The organism is Pseudomonas sp. WMBT8 (genome assembly GCF_050916005.1).
In the GTDB taxonomy this organism is placed as follows: Bacteria; Pseudomonadota; Gammaproteobacteria; order Pseudomonadales; family Pseudomonadaceae; genus Aquipseudomonas.
Genome location: NZ_CP188096.1, coordinates 1,947,578 through 1,967,919, shown reverse-complemented (window position 1 = coordinate 1,967,919; position 20,342 = coordinate 1,947,578). Strand labels below are relative to the sequence as shown.

Below are 20,342 nucleotides of genomic sequence, written 5' to 3'. Positions count from 1 at the left end.
GCGCTCTGGGTCCCTGCGCCGGGTATCACACTAATTTCAATGCCCGGTGGAAGTGCCCCTGCCAGTGCGAGTTTTCCAGGCTGAGTTTTTGCCCATACAGGTCCAGCTTGCCGTCGATCACCGCCACCGAGTGGTAGGTGTTGGCCAAGGTGCCCGTGGTGCCACGAGCCAGTTCTTCAACCGTACTTTCACGGATATAGGCAAACAACCCAAGCCGACGCAATGCGGCGCCGGGGTATTCACCATCGTTGAGTGTTGCCATGGCAACCTCGTAACTTTGGTTGCCACGCGAATCGTTGTTTTCCACCTGGGCCCGCTTGGCACTCACGGCGTACAAGAAGTTGGCATCGTCCAGCAGCGCCGGATTGCTACCCTTCAAGTTGGAGGCAGCCTTGGCCTGTTTCAGTTCATCGTGGGTCAGGGTCAGCTTGAAGGAATCCCTCATGAGCACTTCATAACCCTCAGCCGTGGCGGTGATCTTTTTAAAGATGCCTTGGGGATTTTGTCCAAACCGCATCATGGCCGCCTTGATCGCCGACACGGTGACACAGTTGCCTTCTGCCCCCTGGTAAAAACCGTTCCAGATATCTGCGGGTTGGGTGCCTATGGGCACACTGGATAATTTCAGGTCAGGTAAATCGACGGTTGCGGGCGATACGCCAGGCACAGTCTGGTCATTGAACAACATATAACCGTAACTTCTATCAACCCGCTGTTTTTGCCCATAATTATGTTGGGTATTGTCCATGACAAACGCGGAGCCAAAATTATGGGTTTCCACCACACCTACGGCGCCGCTGGCGGCCATGTAAGTGGCAGGCACAAACTGGGCAAAACCAATCATCCCCATGCCCCGCAGGCAGTTCTGCATCGTTTCACCCTCAAGGCTCTTGTGCAGGACCTTGTCGAAACTGTCATAGCCACCTGCTTGTTGTTTGCGCTTGGCAAAAGCGGCGAGTACAACGTTGGCGTCGTTGATGGCTGCTCGGTCGTTGCCGGAAAATCGCGAGGCCTGCGCCGTAAGTTTTAGTTCATCATGGGACACATGAACCTTAAACTCATCTTTCATCGTAATGTCATAACCATCACCGGTCGATTTAATCTCATCAAACATATCGCGGGGGCTTTGACCAAAGGTCATCATCATCATTTTGATAACAGCCGCATGGGTACTATTGTCAAAATGCTCACCGAATCCACGGGGGGTGGCGGTAAAGGCATTCACGATATCTTGGGGCTTCTCCCCGCTACTAGTTGAAAAAACGTCAGCAGAAACAGCATTGACAGGTTTATCACCCAGCCTATAACTGTCAGTAAATGACCGATTGAGCATATTCACATTCATGACAACCTCCTAACCACAGACTTATTAAAAGTATGACAAACAAGACATCGCGCAAACCCGCGCATGCCAAACATCAGGAAAACCCAAAGTAAAATTAACGTTAAAAACCTGCGCAGGAAAACAACAGCCACTCTTATAATTTAAAACGACAACTACACAACACTACTGATCACCCGATTAACGCCACTGCATCCCCATACCGCGGCGCCCTGCCTTTTCGACCCCATAACTCTTCCTTGCCGTCGATCACTGCGACCGAATGCCGGGCGCGGTTGACCATCCCGACCTGGCCGCGGGCCAAGGTATTTACCGGGACATTTTTTATATGCTTCTTTAAGCCCAAGCGCTCGAACCCTTCCCCTGCGCCACGCTCATCTTCACCATCATTGAGACTGCGGATGGCCGCGCTGAAACTTCTCGCCGCTCGACCATCGTTGTTTTCTATCTGCGCACGCTTGGCACTGGCAGCAAACAAAAACTCAGCGTCCTTGAGCATGCCCCTGTCGCGCCCAAAAAAACGTGCGCCCGCTGCCGCCTGTTTCAACTCCTGGCTGGTCAACGTCAAATGAAAACCGTCACGCATCGTCACGTCATAGCCGCGCTCTGTTTTACTGACATTTTTGTAGATATCAGTGGGGCTTTGTCCAAACTTGTGCATGGCGGCCTTGATCGCTGAAACCGTTACGCAATTGCCATCCGGCCCTTGGCGAAAACCACCCCAGATATCATCGCTTTTGGCCCCATTGCGCTTGGTCGACAAATCCGGAAGAGGTGTCTGGGGCTTTGGCACTAACGGTAAGGGCTTGATTTCAGGCGTGACAGGCGCGGGAACAACCTTGGCTTTATCAAGTTCCCTGCCACCCGACAGCAGCGCTGTAATTTGGCTCATGAACGTACTGAACATTGAAATGATGGTTTGCAAGTCCGCCGCCTGGTTTGCCCCACAGCCGTCCAGTTCAGCGACATGCCTGGGCGAGTGCTGATGGGAAAACCTGCTGACAGCCGAGCCCTGTAGCGAGGGACTAGCGGTCTCAATACTAAAAGCTCCTGCCAAGTACCCGGAACCATTACACATGACGCTGGAAGCACGGTTAACGCTTGAAACAGACATGTTTTTTCTCGCACAAAGTGCCCCTCCGGCCGATCGCTGACCGGAGAAGCAACCGATTGAAGTTAGAGGTCTATTGGCCCAAGAGGCGCGTTAAAACCGGCGATAGGGACGCGCCGACCACCCCATTTCATCAGGGCGGCATTCCGGCCCCGCAGCGGTCACATCCGGCTCAGGCCCAGGCTTATCCGGTAGCACTTCAGGGTTTGGCAGCGGGGATACCTCAGGCTTTACGCGGCTGTCATTCGGGACGGTCGGTTCAGGCACCGCGTCGGGTGTCACCGCTGCAACACGGTTGGGCACCAAGCCCGGCCTCGCCCGACCATCACTCCCAGGCACCTGGGTATCAGGCGTCACCTTCGCATCGTTACCGGGCACTACCGTCGGCTTGGACTGCGGGCCAGGCCTCACCTGAGCGTCGTGGCGTATCACCACACCTGGCTCGGGTTCGAAACGAGGCGTCACTGTGACGCCGCCGCGCGGGCTGGGTGGCTGGTGAGTCGATGGGCAGTGGCAGTTGTTCACATTCACGTTCACCTGCACATGGTTGTCCGACGACACCTTGGCCTGCGCTTCTGGAGTCCCTGGCATAACCTTGACCTGCGGCAGCACCACAGGTTGTTTGCCGCCATCCAACAGTACCTTGACTTCTTTGCCGGGAGTCGCGGGCTTGGTGTCCGTGTCCAGTTTTTGCTCGGGTTTCTTATCGGTATCAACCAGGACCTTGGCGTCCTTGCCCGCGGGCACGGGCTTGCTTTCGGCGTCCGGTTTTAGCTCCGGTTTCTTGTCGCTATCAACCAGGACCTTGGCGTCCTTGCCCGCAGGTACGGGCTTGCTTTCGGCGTCCGGTTTTAGCTGGGGCTTCTTGTCTGTATCAAGCAGTAGTTTGGTGTCGTTGCTCGCAATCGCAGGCTTGCTCTCAGTGTCGGGTTTCTTCTCGGCTAGCTTGTCCGCATCGAGCTGCTTTTTTAAAGCCTGGCCTGAAATCAACAGTTTGCCGGTGGTCTGCGGTGTGTGCGTAGTAGGTTTGTCTCCACCCACCTGTGCCTTTGCATCCTTAGTGGTAATGGCGGCTCTGTCCCCAAGAGCGGGTTTGGTTTCAGACGGTTTATCCGCCGTGGGCAAGGCCTCGGAAGGATGCTTTTTACCCGACAACACATCTCGCATTGCCTTGAAGAGCAGTTCGAACATATCCAGCAGCTTTGCAAGAGCATCCGTACTGACAGTTGTATTTTCCCGCCCAACTTCAACATGCCGAGTGTGTTCCGGCACTACGCTCGACTTAGTATTTAACAACTTACTCACATCACCACTTCCAGGCGGCGCGACCAGATCAAGCTGATGATTAGCAACATTGACGCTCGGAGGATTATTAACAGACAGATAAGACATTATTCATCCCTCTTTCAGAAAAGCACCAGGACGTTCAGACGCCCATGACAAACACTGTTTTTTATGACTTGAAACGGCAGCGACCGTATCGAAGTCACTGGATTCGTGGGGAAATAAGCGTTCTGGTTCCAGATATCGCGGAAAACATAAGGACACTAAAAGGTAACTTAGGACTTTTACCCATGGACTTCTGCCGAAAACCTGCTTTTCTACGGCTTGTGCCTGATAAAAACACGTCATACCCGTTAATAAACTGCTGCGAGGAAAAAAACCGTTATGATTCGCCGAGTGTGCATGACAGCGCCCATGATATTTCCCGCGCGACTAAGACTGCTGCCATGCATCCAAACAAAGAAACACTCTAACTATGCAAACACGCACCCAACCAAGAAAGTTACACACACCTGCTAGCAAACAAATAAAACAACACACCCTCAACTAAACAAAACTCCCCTCGCTATCGATTAAAACACCTGCAACCTCCTTCAAGCCCCTAAACAAAAAAAGGGCGCCAGAGGCGCCCTTTTTGCAGATGATGAAAGATTTAAAAATATGCGCTTAGTGTTGCAGCGCCGGCTTCTGCGCCCCATTGATCGGGATACGCTTGGCCTTCGCTTCTTCCGGCACGACCCGCAACAGATCGATGCTCAGCAAACCGTTACTCAGGTCAGCAGCCTTGATCTCGATATGGTCCGCCAAGCGGAATGACAGCTTGAAGGCCCGCTGGGCAATGCCTTGATGCAGATAGGTGACGCTCTCAGCCTTGGTGTCGCGCTTGCCGCCGCTGACGGTCAACACGCCCTTCTCCACCTGCAACTCCAGATCGTCTTCCTGGAAACCGGCGGCCGCGATCACAATGCGGTATTGGTCTTCGCCATGTTTCTCGACGTTATAAGGTGGGTAGCTGCTGCCCGGCTCATTGCGCAATGCGGTCTCGAACAGGTCGTTGAAACGGTCGAAACCCACGGAAGAGCGGAACAACGGCGCCAGGGAAAATGCGGTACTCATAGGTCAAATCTCCTGAAATATCAGCAAGGTTCTTTATCTCCACGACCCGAGTTCGGCATCGTGTAATCCCTAGATAAGGACCACCCATTACATTTCAAGAGAGGCTGTAAGAAAAATTTCAGGCCGCTTGCGGGTGAGGCATACCGAGCAAACGACTGACCTGCAGCAGATCGGTTTCCCGGCGCAGCGCGGTAAACAGCTCCACGGCTTGCGGGTAATTGCGCGTCAGCATCGCCAGCCACTGCTTCAAGCGGCCAGGAGCCTGGCGCTCAGTCAGTTGCGCTACAGACTGCGTCCAGAACTCCCGGAGCATGGGCTGCATCTCCTCCCAAGTCATCTCTACCACCTCTTCACCTGCACGCGCGGCGGCGATTTGCCGGGCCAGGTCGGGACGCGCTACCAGGCCGCGGCCGAGCATGATGTCTTCGACCCCACTGATCTCGCGGCAGCGTCGCCAGTCCTCGACGCTCCAGATATCACCGTTGGCAAATACCGGCACCTTGACCACGTCCTGCACGCGCGGGATCCATTCCCAATGGGCGGGGGGCTTGTAGCCATCGGCTTTGGTCCGCGCATGCACCACGATGTGCGCCGCGCCACCTTCGGCCAGGGCCGTGGCGCACACCAGTGCGCCATCCGGGCTGTCGAAGCCCAGGCGCATCTTGGCGGTCACCGGGATATGCGCCGGCACCGCACGACGCACGTGCTCGACGATCTGGTTGAGCAGCTCCGGCTCCTTGAGCAGCACCGCACCGCCACGGGATTTGTTGACGGTCTTGGCCGGGCAGCCGAAGTTCAGGTCGATTACCTGCGAACCCAGCTCGCAGGCCAGCGCGGCGTTTTCCGCCAGGCACACGGGGTCGGAACCAAGCAACTGCACGCGCAACGGCACGCCCGCAGCGGTCTTGGCGCCGTGCAGCAGTTCAGGGGCAAGCTTGTGGAAATAGGCCGGGGTCAGCAGGCGGTCGTTGACCCGGATAAATTCGGTCACGCACCAATCGATACCGCCCACCTGGGTCAGCACGTCCCGCAGGATGTTGTCGACCAACCCCTCCATGGGCGCCAAGGCAATTTGCATGGAAAACACTCAACGAAAAACGTGGCGCAGTTTACTGGGTTTCCCACAGTAACCGTTAACCCCCTTGTCAGATGTGCAACGCCACGCCATAGCCCTCGATAAACTCCGCCGGCATGCGCTTGGGCTTGCCGCTGGAGAGTTCGATACAGACAAAGGTGGTTTGTGCACGCAGCAAGGTGGTGCCATCGCTGGGGCGTATCAGTTGGAAGCGCCGGGTCATTTTCAGGCGCTGGTCCCAATCGACGATCCAGGTCGCCAATTGCAACTCATCACCTTCGTAGCCCGCCGCCAGGTAATCGATTTCATGGCGCACTACCGCCATGGCCCGATCCAGGCGCCGGTACTCGCTGAGGTCCAGGCCCAGGCGCTGGGAATGGCGCCAGGCGCAACGCTCCAGCCAGGATACGTAGACGGCATTATTGGCATGCCCCAGGCCGTCGATATCCTCAGGGGCCACCTGCAGATCGATGATAAACGGCTTTGCCAAGTCCCAGCCCATGCCCTGCTCCCGGTCGATTAGTGTCGGCGGCGAGCAGTGTAACCCATCGTTCGGCTCAAGCGGTTTGCCGCGCTGGTTCACGACAGCCGGCCAGTAGCGCCAGTACGCCTTCGACCACCCGGGGATCGGCCAGGACTTTCTGGTGCCCGCCTTGCTCCAGGCGTAACAGGCGGCTGTCGAACCAGGCCTCGTGGATCATCTGCGAAGCCTTGACCGGGACGAAGGTATCGTCTTCGGCATGCACGATCAGGCCCGGGATATTCATTTGATAGTGCGCCACATCCAGGTGCTTGAGCGGGATGCCCAGGGAGTACTCGACCTCTTGGATAAACGCCGCCCGTGCCCGCGCCGGCATGCCGACCACTCCGGCAAAGCCGCGCAATACATCGAGCAAGCGGGAAGGCGCGGCAATGCTCACCAACGCATTGGTGCGCAGGCCCAACTGGATGGCCAGCATCGCACTGGCGCCGCCCATGGAGTGGCCGACCACCGCGTGCAACGGCGGCAACTCAGCGGCAGCCTCCAGCATCGCCCGGGCAAACAGCACCACGTGGGCCTCGCGGCCCGGCGAGCGGCCATGGGCCGGACCGTCGAGGGCAATCACCGAGTAGCCGGCACCCACCAATGCGTTGATCAGGCTGGCGAACTGGGTCGGGCGCCCTTCCCAGCCATGCATCATCAGCACCGCCGGGCCCTGGCCCCAGCGCAGGGCCGACAGGCCAAAGCGCAAGGTGATGCGCTCGGCCTGCGCCAGCAGCGGCAATTCCCAATCACGCGGCGGCAGGTCCCGCGGCGTCATGAAAGCGCGACGCATCTGGTTGGCGATGGTCTGCGGCGCCAGCCTGCCCACGGTGCCGTTGACACGACGAATCCAGCTCAAGGTGCTCATCCATTCAATCCCCAGGCCCGCAAGCCTTGTTCAGCGCACTGCCGACTTGGAGGCGCGTAATACACGGTCCGACAATTCGCCAGGCCCCAGCGCCCGGGCCAATGCCAGACCACCAATCATCAAGGCCATGTCGGCCAGGGCCTTATCGGTGTCTTCCGGGCTGGCAGCCAGTTGTGCGGCCATCAGTTCGACGTGCCGGTTCAATACATCGCGAAATTCATCTGGCAGGCGGCTCATCTCGCCGACCGTGGCCGGGATCGGACAGGCCTGGGCGGTGGAATCACGGTGCTTGCGCGACAGGTAGAACGCCGCCACCAGGGCTCGGCGCTCTTCGCCTGTCAGGCTGGGGTCCATATCGTCGATAGACGCCCGACGCGTGGCCAATAGCTGCTCGAACGCCTCCAGCATCAAGGCGTCCTTGCTTTCAAAGTGGGCGTAGAAGCCACCAACGGTCAGCCCCGCCGCCCCCATGACTTCACCCACACTCGGTTCGGCCGGGCCACGCTGGATCAGCGCGGAGCTGGCGGCCTGCAAAATACGTTCACGGGTTTGCGCTTTCTTATCGCTCATGACGGCCTCCGAATATTACGGTTAAAATATTATCTTCATAATAATTTTTAGCAAGCGCTGAATTCGACCGTTGGTCAGAAGAAGTTCTTTGAAAGAGGGAGGGAGAAAACCCAAACGCCAGACAAACAAAAGGGCCATTCAATAATTGAATGACCCTTAAAAATCCCGCAGAGCGGGTAATCGTGGCGTCCCCTAGGGGACTCGAACCCCTGTTACCGCCGTGAAAGGGCGGTGTCCTAGGCCACTAGACGAAGGGGACACAAACCTTCTATACAACTGATCAGGCTGAACCTGATCGATCCAAGGACGGTGTGGCCGGAACCTTGAACCTGTAAATTGGTGGAGCTAAACGGGATCGAACCGTTGACCTCTTGCATGCCATGCAAGCGCTCTCCCAGCTGAGCTATAGCCCCGATTTTTCGCCTGGCGGCGCAGCAGACCTTGCGAGCTGCTTGTTGAAACTGGCGTCCCCTAGGGGACTCGAACCCCTGTTACCGCCGTGAAAGGGCGGTGTCCTAGGCCACTAGACGAAGGGGACAAAACCTTCTGTACAACATGATCAAGCTGGGCCTGATCGATTCAAGGACGGTGTGGCCAGACCTTGAACCTGTAAATTGGTGGAGCTAAACGGGATCGAACCGTTGACCTCTTGCATGCCATGCAAGCGCTCTCCCAGCTGAGCTATAGCCCCTCATCGGTGAGGACGGGGCGAATCTTAATGGCGCTTTGAAAGGCTGTCAAATTTATTTTCAACAATTTCCAAAGTTTTTTGCCGGGATAACAATCACTTACCGTCAAAACCCCGCAAAGCCGGGGTTTTGCCCTCACCAGCGCTTAACTAGGCGATAGCAGCCAGCAGCTTTTCCCATTCCTTGTTTTCTTTCTTCGATACACCGCCAAGCAAATCAAGGGCTTGGCGCAGACGGAAACGGGTCAGGTCCGGACCGAGGATTTCCATCGCATCGAGTACCGACACCGAGCTGGCTTGCCCGGTAATCGCGGCAAACATCAGCGGCATGGCATCGCGCAGCTTCAGTTCCAGGGATTCGACCACGGCCTGGATGGTCGCGGTGATGGCCTCTTTTTCCCACTGGCGCAGGCTTTCGAGTTTCCACAGGATCAACTGCATCAACTGGCGAACCTGGTCAGACGAGAGTTTTTTCGACTCGAACAGCTTGGCATCCGGGTTCACGCCACCGGCAAAGAAGAAGCTGGCCAGCGGGGCGACCTGGCTGAAAGTCTCCACCCTGCCCTGCACCAGCGGTGCGATCTTCATCATGTACTCGGGGTTCAACGCCCACTGCTGCACACGGCTGGCGAACTCTTCCACCGGCAGGTCACGCAGCCATTGGCCATTGAGCCACGACAGCTTCTCGATATCGAAGATCGGCCCACCCAGCGAGACGCGGGACAGGTCGAAGTTATCGACCATCTCCTGCAGCGAGAACTTCTCGCGCTCGTCCGGCATCGACCAGCCCATGCGGCCCAGGTAGTTGAGCATCGCTTCAGGCATGAAGCCCATACGCTCGTAGAAGGTCACCGAAGTCGGGTTCTTGCGTTTGGACAGCTTGCTCTTGTCCGGGTTACGCAGCAGCGGCATGTAGCACAGCTGCGGCTGTTCCCAGCCGAAATATTCGTAAAGCAGGATCAGCTTGGGTGCCGACGGCAACCATTCTTCACCACGCAACACGTGGGTGATGCCCATCAAGTGGTCGTCAACCACGTTGGCCAGGAAGTACGTCGGCAGGCCGTCGGTCTTCATCAGCACTTGCATGTCCATGCGGTCCCACGGGATCTCCACGTCGCCACGCAACATGTCTGGCACCACGCACACGCCTTCGCTCGGCACTTTCATACGGATCACGTGCGGCTCACCGGCGGCCAGGCGCGCGGCCACTTCTTCCTTGGACAGCAGCAGCGCGCGGCCGTCGTAGCGCGGGGTTTCGCCGCGGGCCTGTTGCTCGGCGCGCATCTGGTCCAGTTCTTCGGCAGTGCAGAAGCACGGGAAGGCGTGGCCCATATCAACCAGTTGCTGGGTGTATTGCTTATAGATGTCGCTGCGCTCGCTCTGGCGATACGGGCCGTGCGGGCCGCCAACATCCGGGCCTTCAGCCCAAGTGATGCCCAACCAGCGCAGGGCATCGAAAATCTGCTGTTCCGACTCACGGGTCGAACGCACCTGGTCCGTGTCTTCGATCCGCAGGATGAATTCACCGCCGTGCTGCTTGGCAAAGCAGTAGTTGAACAAGGCGATGTAGGCAGTACCGACGTGGGGATCCCCAGTAGGCGATGGCGCGATGCGCGTGCGGACGGTGGTCATGGCGGGTCTCGAATGGGCAATAAAGCTGAAAATAAAACAAGGGGCGAATGGTAACAGCCCCAAGCCCCCTGGCTCCAGCGTAGGCCGATCAACAAAGGGCATATAAGCCAAGGTTGGGGCTGGAACCTCGACATGGCTATTTGCCAAATCGTTAGCTGGCTATATTCCATTACCTTTTGTAACTGACACTGCGCCGCCATGCCTGCCCAACTCAAACGCCGCCTGTTTATCTTCCTGTTTATCGTCGCCCTGGTCGCCGCGGGCTTCTTTGCCCATTGGTTCTTCAAGGGACGTTTTTATGAAAGTACCGATAACGCCTACGTGCAGGGCGAGATCACCCGGGTCTCCAGCCAGTTGGGCGCGCGCATCGCCGAGGTGAAAGTGGGCGATAACCAGCACGTAGAAAAAGGCCAGTTGCTGGTCATCCTGGAGCAGGACGACTTCCTGCTGGCCATCGACCGCGCCAACGCCGCCCTCGCCACCCGCGAAGCCGAGCGCTTGCAGGCCACGAGCAAGCTAACCCAACAAGCCAGCCTGATCGCGGCCGCCGATGCCCAGGTGGCGTCCAGCCAGGCGACCCTGGGTCGCGCGCAGATCGACTTGTCCCGCGCGCAAACCCTGCGCAAGCCCGGCTATGTCTCGGAAGAACGCGTCACCACCCTGTCTGCTGACAACCACATCGCCCGCTCCCAGGTCGCCAAGGCCCAGGCTGACTCCCAAGGCCAGCGCCAGCAAGTCAGCGCCCTGAACGCCGAGATCAAGCGCCTCGACGCGCAGATCGCCAATGCCCGCGCCGACATCGCCCAGGCCGAACTGAACCTGACCCGCAGCGAAATCCACGCGCCCATCAGCGGCCTGGTTGGCCAGCGCGCCGCGCGCAACGGCCAGTATGTGCAGGCCGGCGCGTACCTGCTGTCCATCGTTCCCGACCAGGACATCTGGATCCAGGCCAACTTCAAGGAAACCCAGATCGGCCATATGGCCCCCGGGCAGACGGCCGAGCTGACCTTCGATGCCTACGGCGATACCCCCATCGAGGCGCGGGTCGACAGCCTGTTCGCCGCCTCCGGCGCGCAGTTCAGCCTGCTGCCGCCAGACAATGCCACCGGCAACTTCACCAAAGTCGTACAACGGATCCCGGTAAAACTCACCTTTGCCGCCGACAACCCACTGCACGGCAAGATCCGCCCTGGCATGTCGGTGACCGTCAAAGTGAAGATCCAAGACCCTGACCATGGCCGGTGATCAACTGCTGCGCCCGGTCGGCGAACCGACCCGGCGCGACTGGATCGCGGTAATGAGCGTCATGCTCGGCGCCTTCATGGCGGTGCTCGACATCCAGATCACCAACTCCTCGCTCAAGGACATCCAGGGCGCGCTGTCGGCCACCCTGGAAGAAGGCTCGTGGATTTCCACCTCCTACCTTGTAGCCGAAATCATCATGATCCCCCTCACCGCCTGGCTGGTGCAGTTGCTCTCGGCACGGCGCCTGGCGGTGTGGGTCTCGGTGGGGTTCCTCATCGCTTCGCTGATGTGTTCCATGGCCTGGAGCCTGGAAAGCATGATCGTGTTCCGCGCCCTGCAAGGCTTTACCGGCGGTGCGCTGATCCCCCTGGCCTTCACCCTGACCCTGATCAAGCTGCCCGAACACCATCGCGCCAAGGGCATGGCGATGTTCGCCATGACGGCCACCTTTGCCCCCTCCATCGGCCCGACCATTGGCGGCTGGCTCACGGAAAACTGGGGCTGGGAATACATCTTCTATATCAACGTACCGCCAGGGCTGCTGATGATCGCCGGCCTGCTGTATGGCCTGGAGAAAAAGGCCGCGCACTGGGAATTGCTCAAAAGCACCGACTACATGGGCATCCTCACCTTGGCCGTGGGCCTGGGCTGTTTGCAGGTATTTCTTGAAGAGGGGCATCGCAAGGACTGGCTGGAATCGAGCCTGATCGTCAGCCTGGGCAGCATTGCCCTGTTGAGCCTGATCACCTTCGTCATCGTGCAGTTGTCCAAGCCCAACCCGCTGATCAACCTGGGCATCCTCGCCAACCGCAACTTTGGGCTTTCAAGCATTTCCAGCCTGGGCATGGGCGTGGGGCTGTATGGCTCGATCTACCTGCTGCCGCTGTACCTGGCGCAGATCCAGAACTACAACGCCCTGCAAATCGGCGAAGTGATCATGTGGATGGGGGTGCCGCAGTTGTTCCTGATCCCGCTGGTGCCGAAACTGATGAAATACGTGTCGCCGAAGTGGCTTTGCGCGGTGGGATTTGGCCTGTTTGGCTTTGCGAGTTTTTCCTCGGGCGTGCTCAACCCTGACTTTGCCGGCAGCCAGTTCAACCAGATCCAGATCATCCGTGCCCTCGGCCAGCCGCTGATCATGGTCACCATTTCGTTGATCGCCACCGCGTACATCCTGCCCCAGGACGCAGGCTCGGCGTCGAGCCTGTTCAATATCCTGCGAAACCTGGGCGGTGCCATCGGTATTGCGCTGCTGGCGACGTTACTGGATGCGCGGACCAAGACCTACTTTGACTACCTACGCGAAGCCATTGTGCCGACCAACCCGCAGGTGGCCGAGCGCATGGCGATGCTGACCCAGAAGTTTGGCAATGAGACGGCAGCGCTGGGCAAGCTCAGTGAGATTGCGCATCAACAGGCGCAGATCATGGCCTACAACGATGCATTTCACTTTGTGGGGTTGGCGTTGGCGGTGAGCATGCTGGCGATCTTTTTGACCAAGGCGTTGCCGGCGGGGCTCAAGGCTGGGGAAGCCCACTAGACCGAGTTGCCCCTATCGCGAGCAAGCTCGCTCCCACATTCGACTGCATTCCAAAGGTGGAACTCGATCAAATGTGGCAGCTGGCTTGCCTGCGATGAGGCCCGAGCAGTCAACGCAAATTCAGACCGCCAGCAACCGCTCGCGCAACTTGCCAATCTCATCGCGCATCTGCGCTGCCGCTTCAAACTCCAGGTCCCGCGCCAACTGGTACATCTTCTCTTCCAACTGGCGGATACGCTTGGTGATTTCACTCGGCGAGCGCAATTCGTTTTCGTACTTGGCGCTTTCCTCGGCAGCCTTGGCCATGCCTTTGCGCTTCTTGCTGCGCGAACCCGGTACGGTGGCGCCTTCCATAATGTCGGCGACGTCCTTGAACACGCCCTTGGGGGTGATGCCATTGGCCAGGTTGAACGCAATCTGCTTGTCGCGGCGGCGCTCGGTCTCGCCGATGGCCCGCTCCATGGAGCCGGTGATGCGGTCGGCGTACAAGATCGCGCGGCCGTTGAGGTTACGCGCGGCACGGCCGATGGTCTGGATCAACGAGCGCTCGGAGCGCAGGAAACCTTCCTTGTCCGCATCCAGGATTGCCACCAGCGACACCTCGGGCATGTCCAGGCCCTCACGCAGCAGGTTAATCCCCACCAGCACATCGAAGGTGCCCAGGCGCAGGTCGCGGATGATTTCCACGCGCTCCACGGTGTCGATGTCCGAGTGCAGGTAACGCACGCGCACGCCGTGGTCGGCCAGGTAATCGGTAAGGTCTTCGGACATGCGCTTGGTCAGCGTGGTGACCAGCACCCGCTCTTCCAGGGCCACGCGCTTGGTGATTTCCGACAGCAGGTCATCGACCTGGGTCAGGGCCGGGCGGATCTCGATTTGCGGGTCGACCAGGCCGGTGGGGCGCACCAGTTGCTCGATCACCCGGCCCGCATGCTCGGCCTCGTAGTTGCCCGGCGTGGCCGACACAAAGATGGTCTGCGGGCTGATGCTTTCCCATTCGTCAAAGCGCATCGGCCGGTTATCCAGCGCCGAAGGCAGGCGGAAGCCGTATTCCACCAGGGTTTCCTTGCGCGAGCGGTCGCCTTTATACATGGCGCCGACTTGCGGCACGCTGACGTGGGATTCGTCGATCACCAGCAACGCATCCGCCGGCAAGTAGTCGTAGAGGGTCGGCGGCGGCGCACCGGACTCACGGCCCGACAGGTAGCGCGAGTAGTTTTCGATGCCGTTGCAGTAGCCCAGCTCGAGAATCATCTCCAGGTCAAAACGCGTGCGCTGCTCCAGGCGCTGGGCTTCCACCAGCTTGTTATTGGCGCGCAGGTATTCGAGGCGCTCGGCCAGCTCGGCCTTGATCCCCTCCATGGCATCCAAAAGGGTTTCACGTGGCGTCACATAGTGGCTTTTTGGATAGAAGGTAAAGCGCGGCAGTTTGCGGATCACTTCGCCGGTCAACGGGTCGAAGGCCGACAGGCTCTCGACCTCATCGTCGAACAGCTCGATCCGGATCGCTTCCAGGTCCGACTCTGCCGGGTAAATGTCGATCACATCCCCACGCACGCGGAAGGTCGCGCGGGCAAAGTCCATGTCGTTGCGGGTGTACTGCAAATCCGCCAGGCGTCGCAGCAAGGCGCGCTGGTCGAGTTTGTCGCCGCGATCGACGTGCAGCACCATCTTCAGATAAGTTTCCGGGCTGCCCAGGCCGTAGATGCAAGAAACGGTGGTGACGATGATCGCGTCCTTGCGTTCCAGCAGCGCCTTGGTCGCCGACAGCCGCATCTGCTCGATATGGTCGTTGATCGACGCATCCTTCTCGATAAAGGTATCGGAGGACGGCACATAGGCTTCGGGCTGGTAGTAGTCGTAGTAGGAAACGAAGTACTCCACCGCGTTGTTCGGGAAGAACGCCTTGAACTCCCCATACAACTGCGCGGCCAGGGTCTTGTTTGGCGCCAGCACCAGGGTCGGGCGGTTGATCTGCGCGATCACGTTGGCGATGCTGAAGGTCTTGCCCGAACCGGTCACCCCGAGCAACGTCTGGTGAGCCAGGCCGGCCTCGATGCCTTCGACCATCAGGCGGATGGCCTCGGGCTGGTCGCCAGCAGGTTCAAAGCGGGTGACTAGTTGGAAATCCGACATAACGTACCTCTTGAAGTCACCCCAGACTGTAAACCCGTCGGGGACGAAAAAGACCACAGCCCGCGAAGTTTCAGAGCAGACCGTAGGAAAAAACCATGATAGCTGTAGAAGTGGAGGCGAATGTGACGGGTTTCAAGGCACTCGCCCTACATGCCTGTGGCCATCAATGTTGCAATAAGACTAACGGTCGATAAATAAACCGAAAAACTTGGCCGAAAAGCCGTTTCGGCTGTCGCCGCGAGCGGTGTTGGCCTCTATACTAGCTCCCCGTTTGTGCACCGCTCTAGTGCATTCGGCTGGAGCGCGACACGTCCCTCCATTCCCCCATAGAGCTGCCGCAAAAATGAGCCTGTTCTCCGCTGTCGAAATGGCACCACGCGATCCTATCCTGGGCCTCAACGAAGCATTCAACGCCGATACCCGTACTACCAAGGTCAACCTTGGCGTAGGCGTTTACTGCAACGAGGAGGGGAAGATTCCACTCCTGCGTGCCGTTGCCGAAGCGGAAGCCATTCGCGTGGCGCAACACGCCGCTCGTGGCTACCTGCCGATCGATGGCATTGCCGCCTACGACCTGGCCGTACAGAAGCTGCTGTTTGGCGCCGAGTCGCCACTGCTGAGCGCTGGCCGGGTGATCACCGCCCAGGCCGTTGGCGGCACCGGCGCGCTGAAAATCGGTGCCGATTTCCTCAAGCAGCTGCTGCCCAATGCCGTGGTTGCCATCAGCGACCCGAGCTGGGAAAACCACCAGGCGCTGTTTGAAAAAGCCGGCTTCCCGGTGCAGACCTATCGTTACTACGATGCCGCCACCCACGACGTGAACCGCGCCGGCCTGCTGGAAGACCTCAACGCCCTGCCCGCCCAGTCCATCGTCGTGCTGCACGCCTGCTGCCACAACCCGACCGGCGTCGACCTGAGCCCGGCCGACTGGAAAGACGTGCTGGAAGTGGTCAAGGCCAAGAACCTGGTGCCGTTCCTCGACATGGCCTACCAGGGCTTTGGCGACGGTATCGACGAAGATGCCGCCGCTGTGCGCCTGTTCGCCGAGTCGGGCCTGACCTTCTTTGTGTCCAGCTCGTTCTCCAAATCGTTCTCGCTGTACGGCGAGCGCGTGGGCGCACTGTCGATCGTCAGCGAGTCGAAAGAAGAAAGCGCGCGCATCCTGTCCCAGGTCAAGCGCGTGATCCGCACCAACTACTCCAACCCGCCGACCCACGGCGCGGCGATTGTGGCGGCGGTGCTCAACAACCCAGAGCTGCGCGCCCAGTGGGAAGCGGAACTGGCCGAAATGCGCCTGCGCATCCGCGGCATGCGCGAGCAGATGGTCAGCGAGCTGGCCAAGGCAGCGCCGGGCCACGACTTCAGCTTCGTCGGTCGCCAGCGCGGGATGTTCTCCTACTCCGGCCTGACCGTAGAGCAAGTCACCCGCCTGCGTAACGAGTTCGGCATCTACGCCCTCGACACCGGCCGCATCTGCGTGGCGGCGTTGAACCAGGCGAACATCGCTGCCGTGACCAAGGCGATTGTGCAGGTGCTGTAAGCCTGAGTGCGAGGTACGAAGGGGGAAGCCAATGGCTTCCCCTTTTTTGTGCGAGACTCTGTAGGAGCCGGCTCCTACAGAGGCCGTGTTCCTTCACCATTGATATGAGCCGCCTATGAGAAACGACGACCTGGACCTGCGTGCCGACCGCGACGAACTGGACCACTTCACCCCGCGCACGCCCCCAGCCAAGCGGCCAAAAAGCCTGGTCCTGCAAGTCGCCCTGGGCGTCTTCCTCGGCGGCCTGGCCCTGTGGCTGGTACAGCTGGGCGCCACGGCGCTGATGGCGAAACTGGCGATGGGCACCCTGCAATTTGGTGGCTAGCTTGCCGGCTCCTGCAGGGGAATGCGTTCCTCCAGCAGTTGCACAAAGCTGTCCAGACTCTGCGACACCGTGCCCCGGCGCCAGATCAGCCAGGTGTTGAGCAGGCGGAACTCGTCCGCCAACGGCCACACGCTGACCGTGGTAAACCCCGGCATGCTCTCCAGCATACTGCGTGGCATCAGCGCCAAACCGGCGCCGGCGCTGACGCAGGCGAGCATGCCGTGGTACGACTCCATCTCGAAAATCTTCCCCGGCACCGCGCCATCCTGGGAAAACCAACGCTCAAAGTGATGCCGGTACGAGCAGTTGGAGCGAAAGGTATAGATGCTCGCCCCGTTCACATCCTGCCCACGGGTGATCGGCCCGTGATGCAACGGCGCAATCACCACCATTTCCTCTTCAAACACCGCCACGCCTTCCAAGGTGGGGTGCAACACCGGGCCGTCGACAAATGCCGCCGCCAGTCGGCCCGATAGCACGCCTTCGATCATCGTCCCCGAGGGCCCGGTGGTCAGGTCCAGCTCGACCTTGGCGTGTTTCTGGTTGTAGGCCGCAAGCAACGCCGGGATGCGCACGGCGGCGGTACTTTCCAGCGACCCCAGGGCAAATGGCCCCTGGGGTTCCTCACCCGCCACGGTGGCGCGAGCCTCTTGCACCAGGTCGAGGATGCGCCGCGCATAGCCGAGGAAATTCCAGCCGGCAGGCGACAGGCGCAGGCGACTTTTCTCACGGATAAACAACTCCACACCCAGGTCCTGCTCCAGTTGCTTGATACGCGTGGTCAGGTTCGACGGCACCCGATGAATCAATTGTGCGGCAGCGCTGATGCTGCCTTGCTCGGCCACGGCCTTGAAAATCTCCAGTTGCACCAGATCCAAGTCATTCTCCAATCGTGAACGTATTGCTTAATATTATTCAGTTCCCGGAAAAGATACAGCCCCGTACGCTGGGCATCTTCTCCAACACTGCGCAGGACGGTGCCATGACCGCTATTTCTCACCAGACCCATGCCTTGTCGATCAACCCCGCCAATGGCGAAACCGTCGGCAGCTACCCGTACGAATCCGCCGCACAACTGGACGCCGCCCTCACCCGCGCCAGCACCGCCTTTCGCAAAGGTCGCCATACACCCGTGGCACAGCGCGCCGAATTGCTCCTGGCCCTGGCCGGCGCCCTGCGCGAACAAGCTGAAGAAATGGCGCAAATGATCACCCTGGAAATGGGCAAGCCCATCGCCCAGGCCCGTGGTGAAATCGAGAAATGCGCCTTGCTGGCCGAGTGGTACGCCGCCCACGGGCCGGCCATGCTCGCGCCGGAGCCGACCCTGGTCGACAACGGCAGCGCCCGGATTGAATATCGCCCGCTGGGCCCGATCCTCGCCGTAATGCCGTGGAACTTCCCGGTCTGGCAGGTACTGCGCGGTGCCGTGCCGACCATGCTCAGCGGCAACACCTACGTGCTCAAGCACGCGCCCAACGTGATGGGCAGCGCCTACCTGATGCAACGGGCCTTCCACACAGCCGGCTTCGCCGAAGGCTTGTTTGAAGTGATCAACGTCACCGCGCACGGTGTGTCCCAGGCCATCGCCGACCCGCGCATCGCCGCCGTGACCCTGACCGGCAGCGTACGCGCGGGTATCGCCATCGGCTCCCAGGCCGGCGCTGCGTTGAAAAAATGTGTGCTGGAACTGGGCGGCTCCGACCCCTTCATCGTGCTCAACGACGCCGACCTCGATGCCGCCGTGCAAGCCGCGGTGACCGGCCGCTTCCAGAACTCCGGCCAGGTCTGCGCCGCCGCCAAGCGCCTGATCATCGAGCAAGGCGTGGTCGAGGCCTTCACCGCCAAATTTCTTGAAGCCAGCCGGCAACTGGTGATGGGCGACCCGACATCGAACGACACCTATATCGGCCCCATGGCCCGCTTCGACCTGCGCGACGAACTGCACGCACAAGTCCAGGCGACCCTGGCCGAAGGCGCCAGCCTGCTGCTGGGCGGCCACCCCATCGACGGGCCAGGCAACTATTACGCCCCCACCGTCCTGGCCGATGTCACCGACCAGATGACATCGTTCAAGCAGGAACTGTTCGGCCCCGTCGCCTCGATCATCACCGCCCGCGACGCCGACCACGCCGTGGCCCTGGCCAACGACAGCGAGTTCGGCCTCACCGCCAGCGTCTTTACCCGCGACCCGGCCAAGGCGCGCGCGATCGCCAACCAGTTGGAAACCGGCGGCATCTTTATCAACGCCTACAGCGTGTCCGATCCTCGGGTGGCGTTTGGCGGGGTGAAAAAGAGTGGATTTGGCCGCGAATTGTCACATTTCGGCGTGCGCGAATTCTGCAATGCGCAGACGGTTTGGGTAGATCGGCGGTAGGCCGATCATCAAGATTCCTCGTTGCCAGCTTGCGGGTTCAGGATATGATCAGGCCGTTATTTGAACCGGACTGCACTGACCCATGCCCGTTGACCTGCAAGCGCTCTATCCCAAACTGATCCATCTGATGCTGGATACGGTTTTCGTGGTCGACAGGGACAACCAGATTGCATTTGTCAGCGACGCCTGCGAGGCACTGCTCGGCTACCGTGCCGACGAGCTGACCGGCAGCCTGATCACCGACTACATGCACCCCGAAGACCTGGCAGCCACCCGGGCCTCGATTATTCGGGTGATGAACGGCCAGCCCCACGTGGATTTCCGTAACCGCTATATCCGCAAGGATGGCAGCCTCGTCCATATCCTGTGGGCGGCGTTCTGGTCCGAGGATGTCGGCGCGCGGATCGGCGTGGCACGGGACATCACCGCCCTCACCCAGGCCGAGGAAGAACTGCGCTTCCTCGCCCATCACGACCCGCTGACCGCCCTGACCAACCGCTCGCTGTTCAATGATCGCCTCGATTCGGCCCTGCGCAACGCGCGCCGGCAGAAGAGCACGCTGGCGCTGCTGTTCCTGGATATCAATGACTTCAAAGGCATCAACGATGTGCATGGGCATGTCGCCGGCGACCGCGTGCTGTGCACCATCGCCAGGCGCCTGGAAGCCTGTGTGCGCGAGACCGACACGGTGGCGCGGATGGGTGGCGATGAGTTCACCGTGCTGTTGACCGACCTTCATTGCGAAAACGCCGTGGCCGAGAAGGTGCAGCAGATCCTCGCCATCATGGCCGCCCCCCTTGGCCCTGAGTTTGGCCCGGTGAAAATGCCATCATGCAGTATCGGCGTAGCGCGTTACCCGGATGACGGGGAAGATGCCGACACCCTGCTCAGCCATGCCGATGGCGATATGTACCGGGTGAAAAAACTGCACCGCGCGGCGGGGTGAAAGTCGCCCCTGCCCTGGCGATTACCC

The 20,342-nt window shown here is 59.7% G+C and carries 17 protein-coding genes and 4 tRNA genes; 6 read left to right on the top strand and 15 right to left on the bottom strand.

The annotated features are described in order from the left end of the window. Positions 1 to 25: 25 nt before the first annotated feature. The 13 genes from ACO77H_RS08915 to gltX form a co-directional block, all read right to left on the bottom strand. Positions 26 to 1,345 carry a hypothetical protein gene (locus ACO77H_RS08915; protein WP_262377068.1) on the bottom strand — a complete coding sequence of 440 codons (1,320 nt, stop codon included), beginning with the start codon at positions 1,343 to 1,345 and terminating at the stop codon, positions 26 to 28. 169 nt (positions 1,346 to 1,514) lie between these two features. Further along, positions 1,515 to 2,267, bottom strand: a complete 753-nt coding sequence (locus ACO77H_RS08910; RefSeq protein WP_432755299.1) for a hypothetical protein — start codon at positions 2,265 to 2,267, stop codon at positions 1,515 to 1,517. A 279-nt stretch (positions 2,268 to 2,546) separates the two neighbouring features. Continuing rightward, positions 2,547 to 3,845: a hypothetical protein gene (locus tag ACO77H_RS08905; protein ID WP_432755298.1), complete on the bottom strand. Its 1,299-nt coding sequence runs from the start codon at positions 3,843 to 3,845 to the stop codon at positions 2,547 to 2,549. Between the two features lie 558 nt (positions 3,846 to 4,403). Next, the gene (locus tag ACO77H_RS08900; protein ID WP_170043442.1) at positions 4,404 to 4,853 is read right to left on the bottom strand and encodes an Hsp20 family protein; all 450 of its coding nucleotides are present in this window, start codon (positions 4,851 to 4,853) and stop codon (positions 4,404 to 4,406) included. A 118-nt stretch (positions 4,854 to 4,971) separates the two neighbouring features. After that, complete coding sequence (locus ACO77H_RS08895; protein ID WP_169953442.1) at positions 4,972 to 5,931, bottom strand: tRNA dihydrouridine synthase; 960 nt, start codon at positions 5,929 to 5,931, stop codon at positions 4,972 to 4,974. Positions 5,932 to 5,998: 67 nt separating this feature from the next. Continuing rightward, a complete protein-coding gene (locus ACO77H_RS08890) occupies positions 5,999 to 6,430 on the bottom strand; it encodes an acyl-CoA thioesterase (protein WP_169953440.1) in 432 nt (143 codons plus the stop codon). Positions 6,431 to 6,485: 55 nt separating this feature from the next. Next, positions 6,486 to 7,319 carry an alpha/beta hydrolase gene (locus tag ACO77H_RS08885; protein ID WP_169953439.1) on the bottom strand — a complete coding sequence of 278 codons (834 nt, stop codon included), beginning with the start codon at positions 7,317 to 7,319 and terminating at the stop codon, positions 6,486 to 6,488. A 30-nt stretch (positions 7,320 to 7,349) separates the two neighbouring features. After that, on the bottom strand, positions 7,350 to 7,889 hold the full coding sequence (locus ACO77H_RS08880) for a TetR/AcrR family transcriptional regulator (protein ID WP_169953437.1): 540 nt from the start codon (positions 7,887 to 7,889) through the stop codon (positions 7,350 to 7,352). Between the two features lie 183 nt (positions 7,890 to 8,072). Next, a tRNA-Glu gene (locus tag ACO77H_RS08875) sits at positions 8,073 to 8,148 on the bottom strand. A gap of 78 nt (positions 8,149 to 8,226) precedes the next feature. Then, positions 8,227 to 8,302 (bottom strand) — tRNA-Ala (locus ACO77H_RS08870). 49 nt (positions 8,303 to 8,351) lie between these two features. Beyond that, positions 8,352 to 8,427, bottom strand: a tRNA-Glu gene (locus ACO77H_RS08865). Between the two features lie 77 nt (positions 8,428 to 8,504). Continuing rightward, a tRNA-Ala gene (locus ACO77H_RS08860) sits at positions 8,505 to 8,580 on the bottom strand. Between the two features lie 147 nt (positions 8,581 to 8,727). After that, positions 8,728 to 10,209: a glutamate--tRNA ligase gene (gltX, locus tag ACO77H_RS08855; protein ID WP_432755297.1), complete on the bottom strand. Its 1,482-nt coding sequence runs from the start codon at positions 10,207 to 10,209 to the stop codon at positions 8,728 to 8,730. A gap of 198 nt (positions 10,210 to 10,407) precedes the next feature. Between gltX and ACO77H_RS08850 the strand changes: the two genes are divergently transcribed. Then, positions 10,408 to 11,454 carry an HlyD family secretion protein gene (locus ACO77H_RS08850; protein WP_169953433.1) on the top strand — a complete coding sequence of 349 codons (1,047 nt, stop codon included), beginning with the start codon at positions 10,408 to 10,410 and terminating at the stop codon, positions 11,452 to 11,454. After that, positions 11,444 to 12,994: an MDR family MFS transporter gene (locus ACO77H_RS08845; protein ID WP_432755296.1), complete on the top strand. Its 1,551-nt coding sequence runs from the start codon at positions 11,444 to 11,446 to the stop codon at positions 12,992 to 12,994. Before ACO77H_RS08850 ends, ACO77H_RS08845 begins: the two co-directional genes overlap by 11 nt. Before the next feature lie 120 nt (positions 12,995 to 13,114). On the opposite strand, the gene uvrB is transcribed toward ACO77H_RS08845, so the two are convergent. Next, the gene (gene uvrB / locus ACO77H_RS08840) at positions 13,115 to 15,130 is read right to left on the bottom strand and encodes an excinuclease ABC subunit UvrB (protein WP_169953429.1); all 2,016 of its coding nucleotides are present in this window, start codon (positions 15,128 to 15,130) and stop codon (positions 13,115 to 13,117) included. Positions 15,131 to 15,473: 343 nt separating this feature from the next. On the opposite strand from uvrB, the gene ACO77H_RS08835 reads away from it, so the two are divergent. After that, entirely contained in the window at positions 15,474 to 16,670 is a 1,197-nt protein-coding gene (locus ACO77H_RS08835) for an amino acid aminotransferase (protein WP_169953427.1), read from the top strand. 115 nt (positions 16,671 to 16,785) lie between these two features. Beyond that, positions 16,786 to 16,995, top strand: coding sequence for a hypothetical protein (locus ACO77H_RS08830; protein WP_169953425.1), 210 nt, complete (start codon positions 16,786 to 16,788; stop codon positions 16,993 to 16,995). Here ACO77H_RS08830 and ptrR read toward each other — a convergent pair. Continuing rightward, positions 16,992 to 17,873, bottom strand: a complete 882-nt coding sequence (ptrR, locus tag ACO77H_RS08825; protein WP_170057797.1) for a putrescine utilization regulator PtrR — start codon at positions 17,871 to 17,873, stop codon at positions 16,992 to 16,994. The two genes, ACO77H_RS08830 and ptrR, sit on opposite strands and share 4 nt — an antisense overlap. A 104-nt stretch (positions 17,874 to 17,977) precedes the next feature. Between ptrR and ACO77H_RS08820 the strand changes: the two genes are divergently transcribed. After that, positions 17,978 to 19,369: an aldehyde dehydrogenase family protein gene (locus ACO77H_RS08820; protein WP_169953421.1), complete on the top strand. Its 1,392-nt coding sequence runs from the start codon at positions 17,978 to 17,980 to the stop codon at positions 19,367 to 19,369. Positions 19,370 to 19,451: 82 nt separating this feature from the next. Next, entirely contained in the window at positions 19,452 to 20,315 is an 864-nt protein-coding gene (locus ACO77H_RS08815) for a sensor domain-containing diguanylate cyclase (protein ID WP_170043437.1), read from the top strand. Positions 20,316 to 20,342: the final 27 nt, after the last annotated feature.

Bases quoted from the DNA above. Each gene is read 5' to 3' on its own strand.
- ACO77H_RS08850 (WP_169953433.1), top strand. From the start codon at position 10,408: ATGCCTGCCCAACTCAAACGCCGCCTGTTTATCTTCCTGTTTATCGTC.
- ACO77H_RS08885 (WP_169953439.1), bottom strand. From the start codon at position 7,319: ATGAGCACCTTGAGCTGGATTCGTCGTGTCAACGGCACCGTGGGCAGG.
- ACO77H_RS08880 (WP_169953437.1), bottom strand. From the start codon at position 7,889: ATGAGCGATAAGAAAGCGCAAACCCGTGAACGTATTTTGCAGGCCGCC.
- gltX (WP_432755297.1), bottom strand. From the start codon at position 10,209: ATGACCACCGTCCGCACGCGCATCGCGCCATCGCCTACTGGGGATCCC.
- ACO77H_RS08900 (WP_170043442.1), bottom strand. From the start codon at position 4,853: ATGAGTACCGCATTTTCCCTGGCGCCGTTGTTCCGCTCTTCCGTGGGT.
- ACO77H_RS08890 (WP_169953440.1), bottom strand. From the start codon at position 6,430: ATGGGCTGGGACTTGGCAAAGCCGTTTATCATCGATCTGCAGGTGGCC.
- ACO77H_RS08845 (WP_432755296.1), top strand. From the start codon at position 11,444: ATGGCCGGTGATCAACTGCTGCGCCCGGTCGGCGAACCGACCCGGCGC.
- ACO77H_RS08835 (WP_169953427.1), top strand. From the start codon at position 15,474: ATGAGCCTGTTCTCCGCTGTCGAAATGGCACCACGCGATCCTATCCTG.
- ACO77H_RS08915 (WP_262377068.1), bottom strand. From the start codon at position 1,345: ATGAATGTGAATATGCTCAATCGGTCATTTACTGACAGTTATAGGCTG.
- uvrB (WP_169953429.1), bottom strand. From the start codon at position 15,130: ATGTCGGATTTCCAACTAGTCACCCGCTTTGAACCTGCTGGCGACCAG.
- ACO77H_RS08820 (WP_169953421.1), top strand. From the start codon at position 17,978: ATGACCGCTATTTCTCACCAGACCCATGCCTTGTCGATCAACCCCGCC.
- ACO77H_RS08815 (WP_170043437.1), top strand. From the start codon at position 19,452: ATGCCCGTTGACCTGCAAGCGCTCTATCCCAAACTGATCCATCTGATG.
- ACO77H_RS08905 (WP_432755298.1), bottom strand. From the start codon at position 3,845: ATGTCTTATCTGTCTGTTAATAATCCTCCGAGCGTCAATGTTGCTAAT.
- ACO77H_RS08895 (WP_169953442.1), bottom strand. From the start codon at position 5,931: ATGCAAATTGCCTTGGCGCCCATGGAGGGGTTGGTCGACAACATCCTG.
- ACO77H_RS08830 (WP_169953425.1), top strand. From the start codon at position 16,786: ATGAGAAACGACGACCTGGACCTGCGTGCCGACCGCGACGAACTGGAC.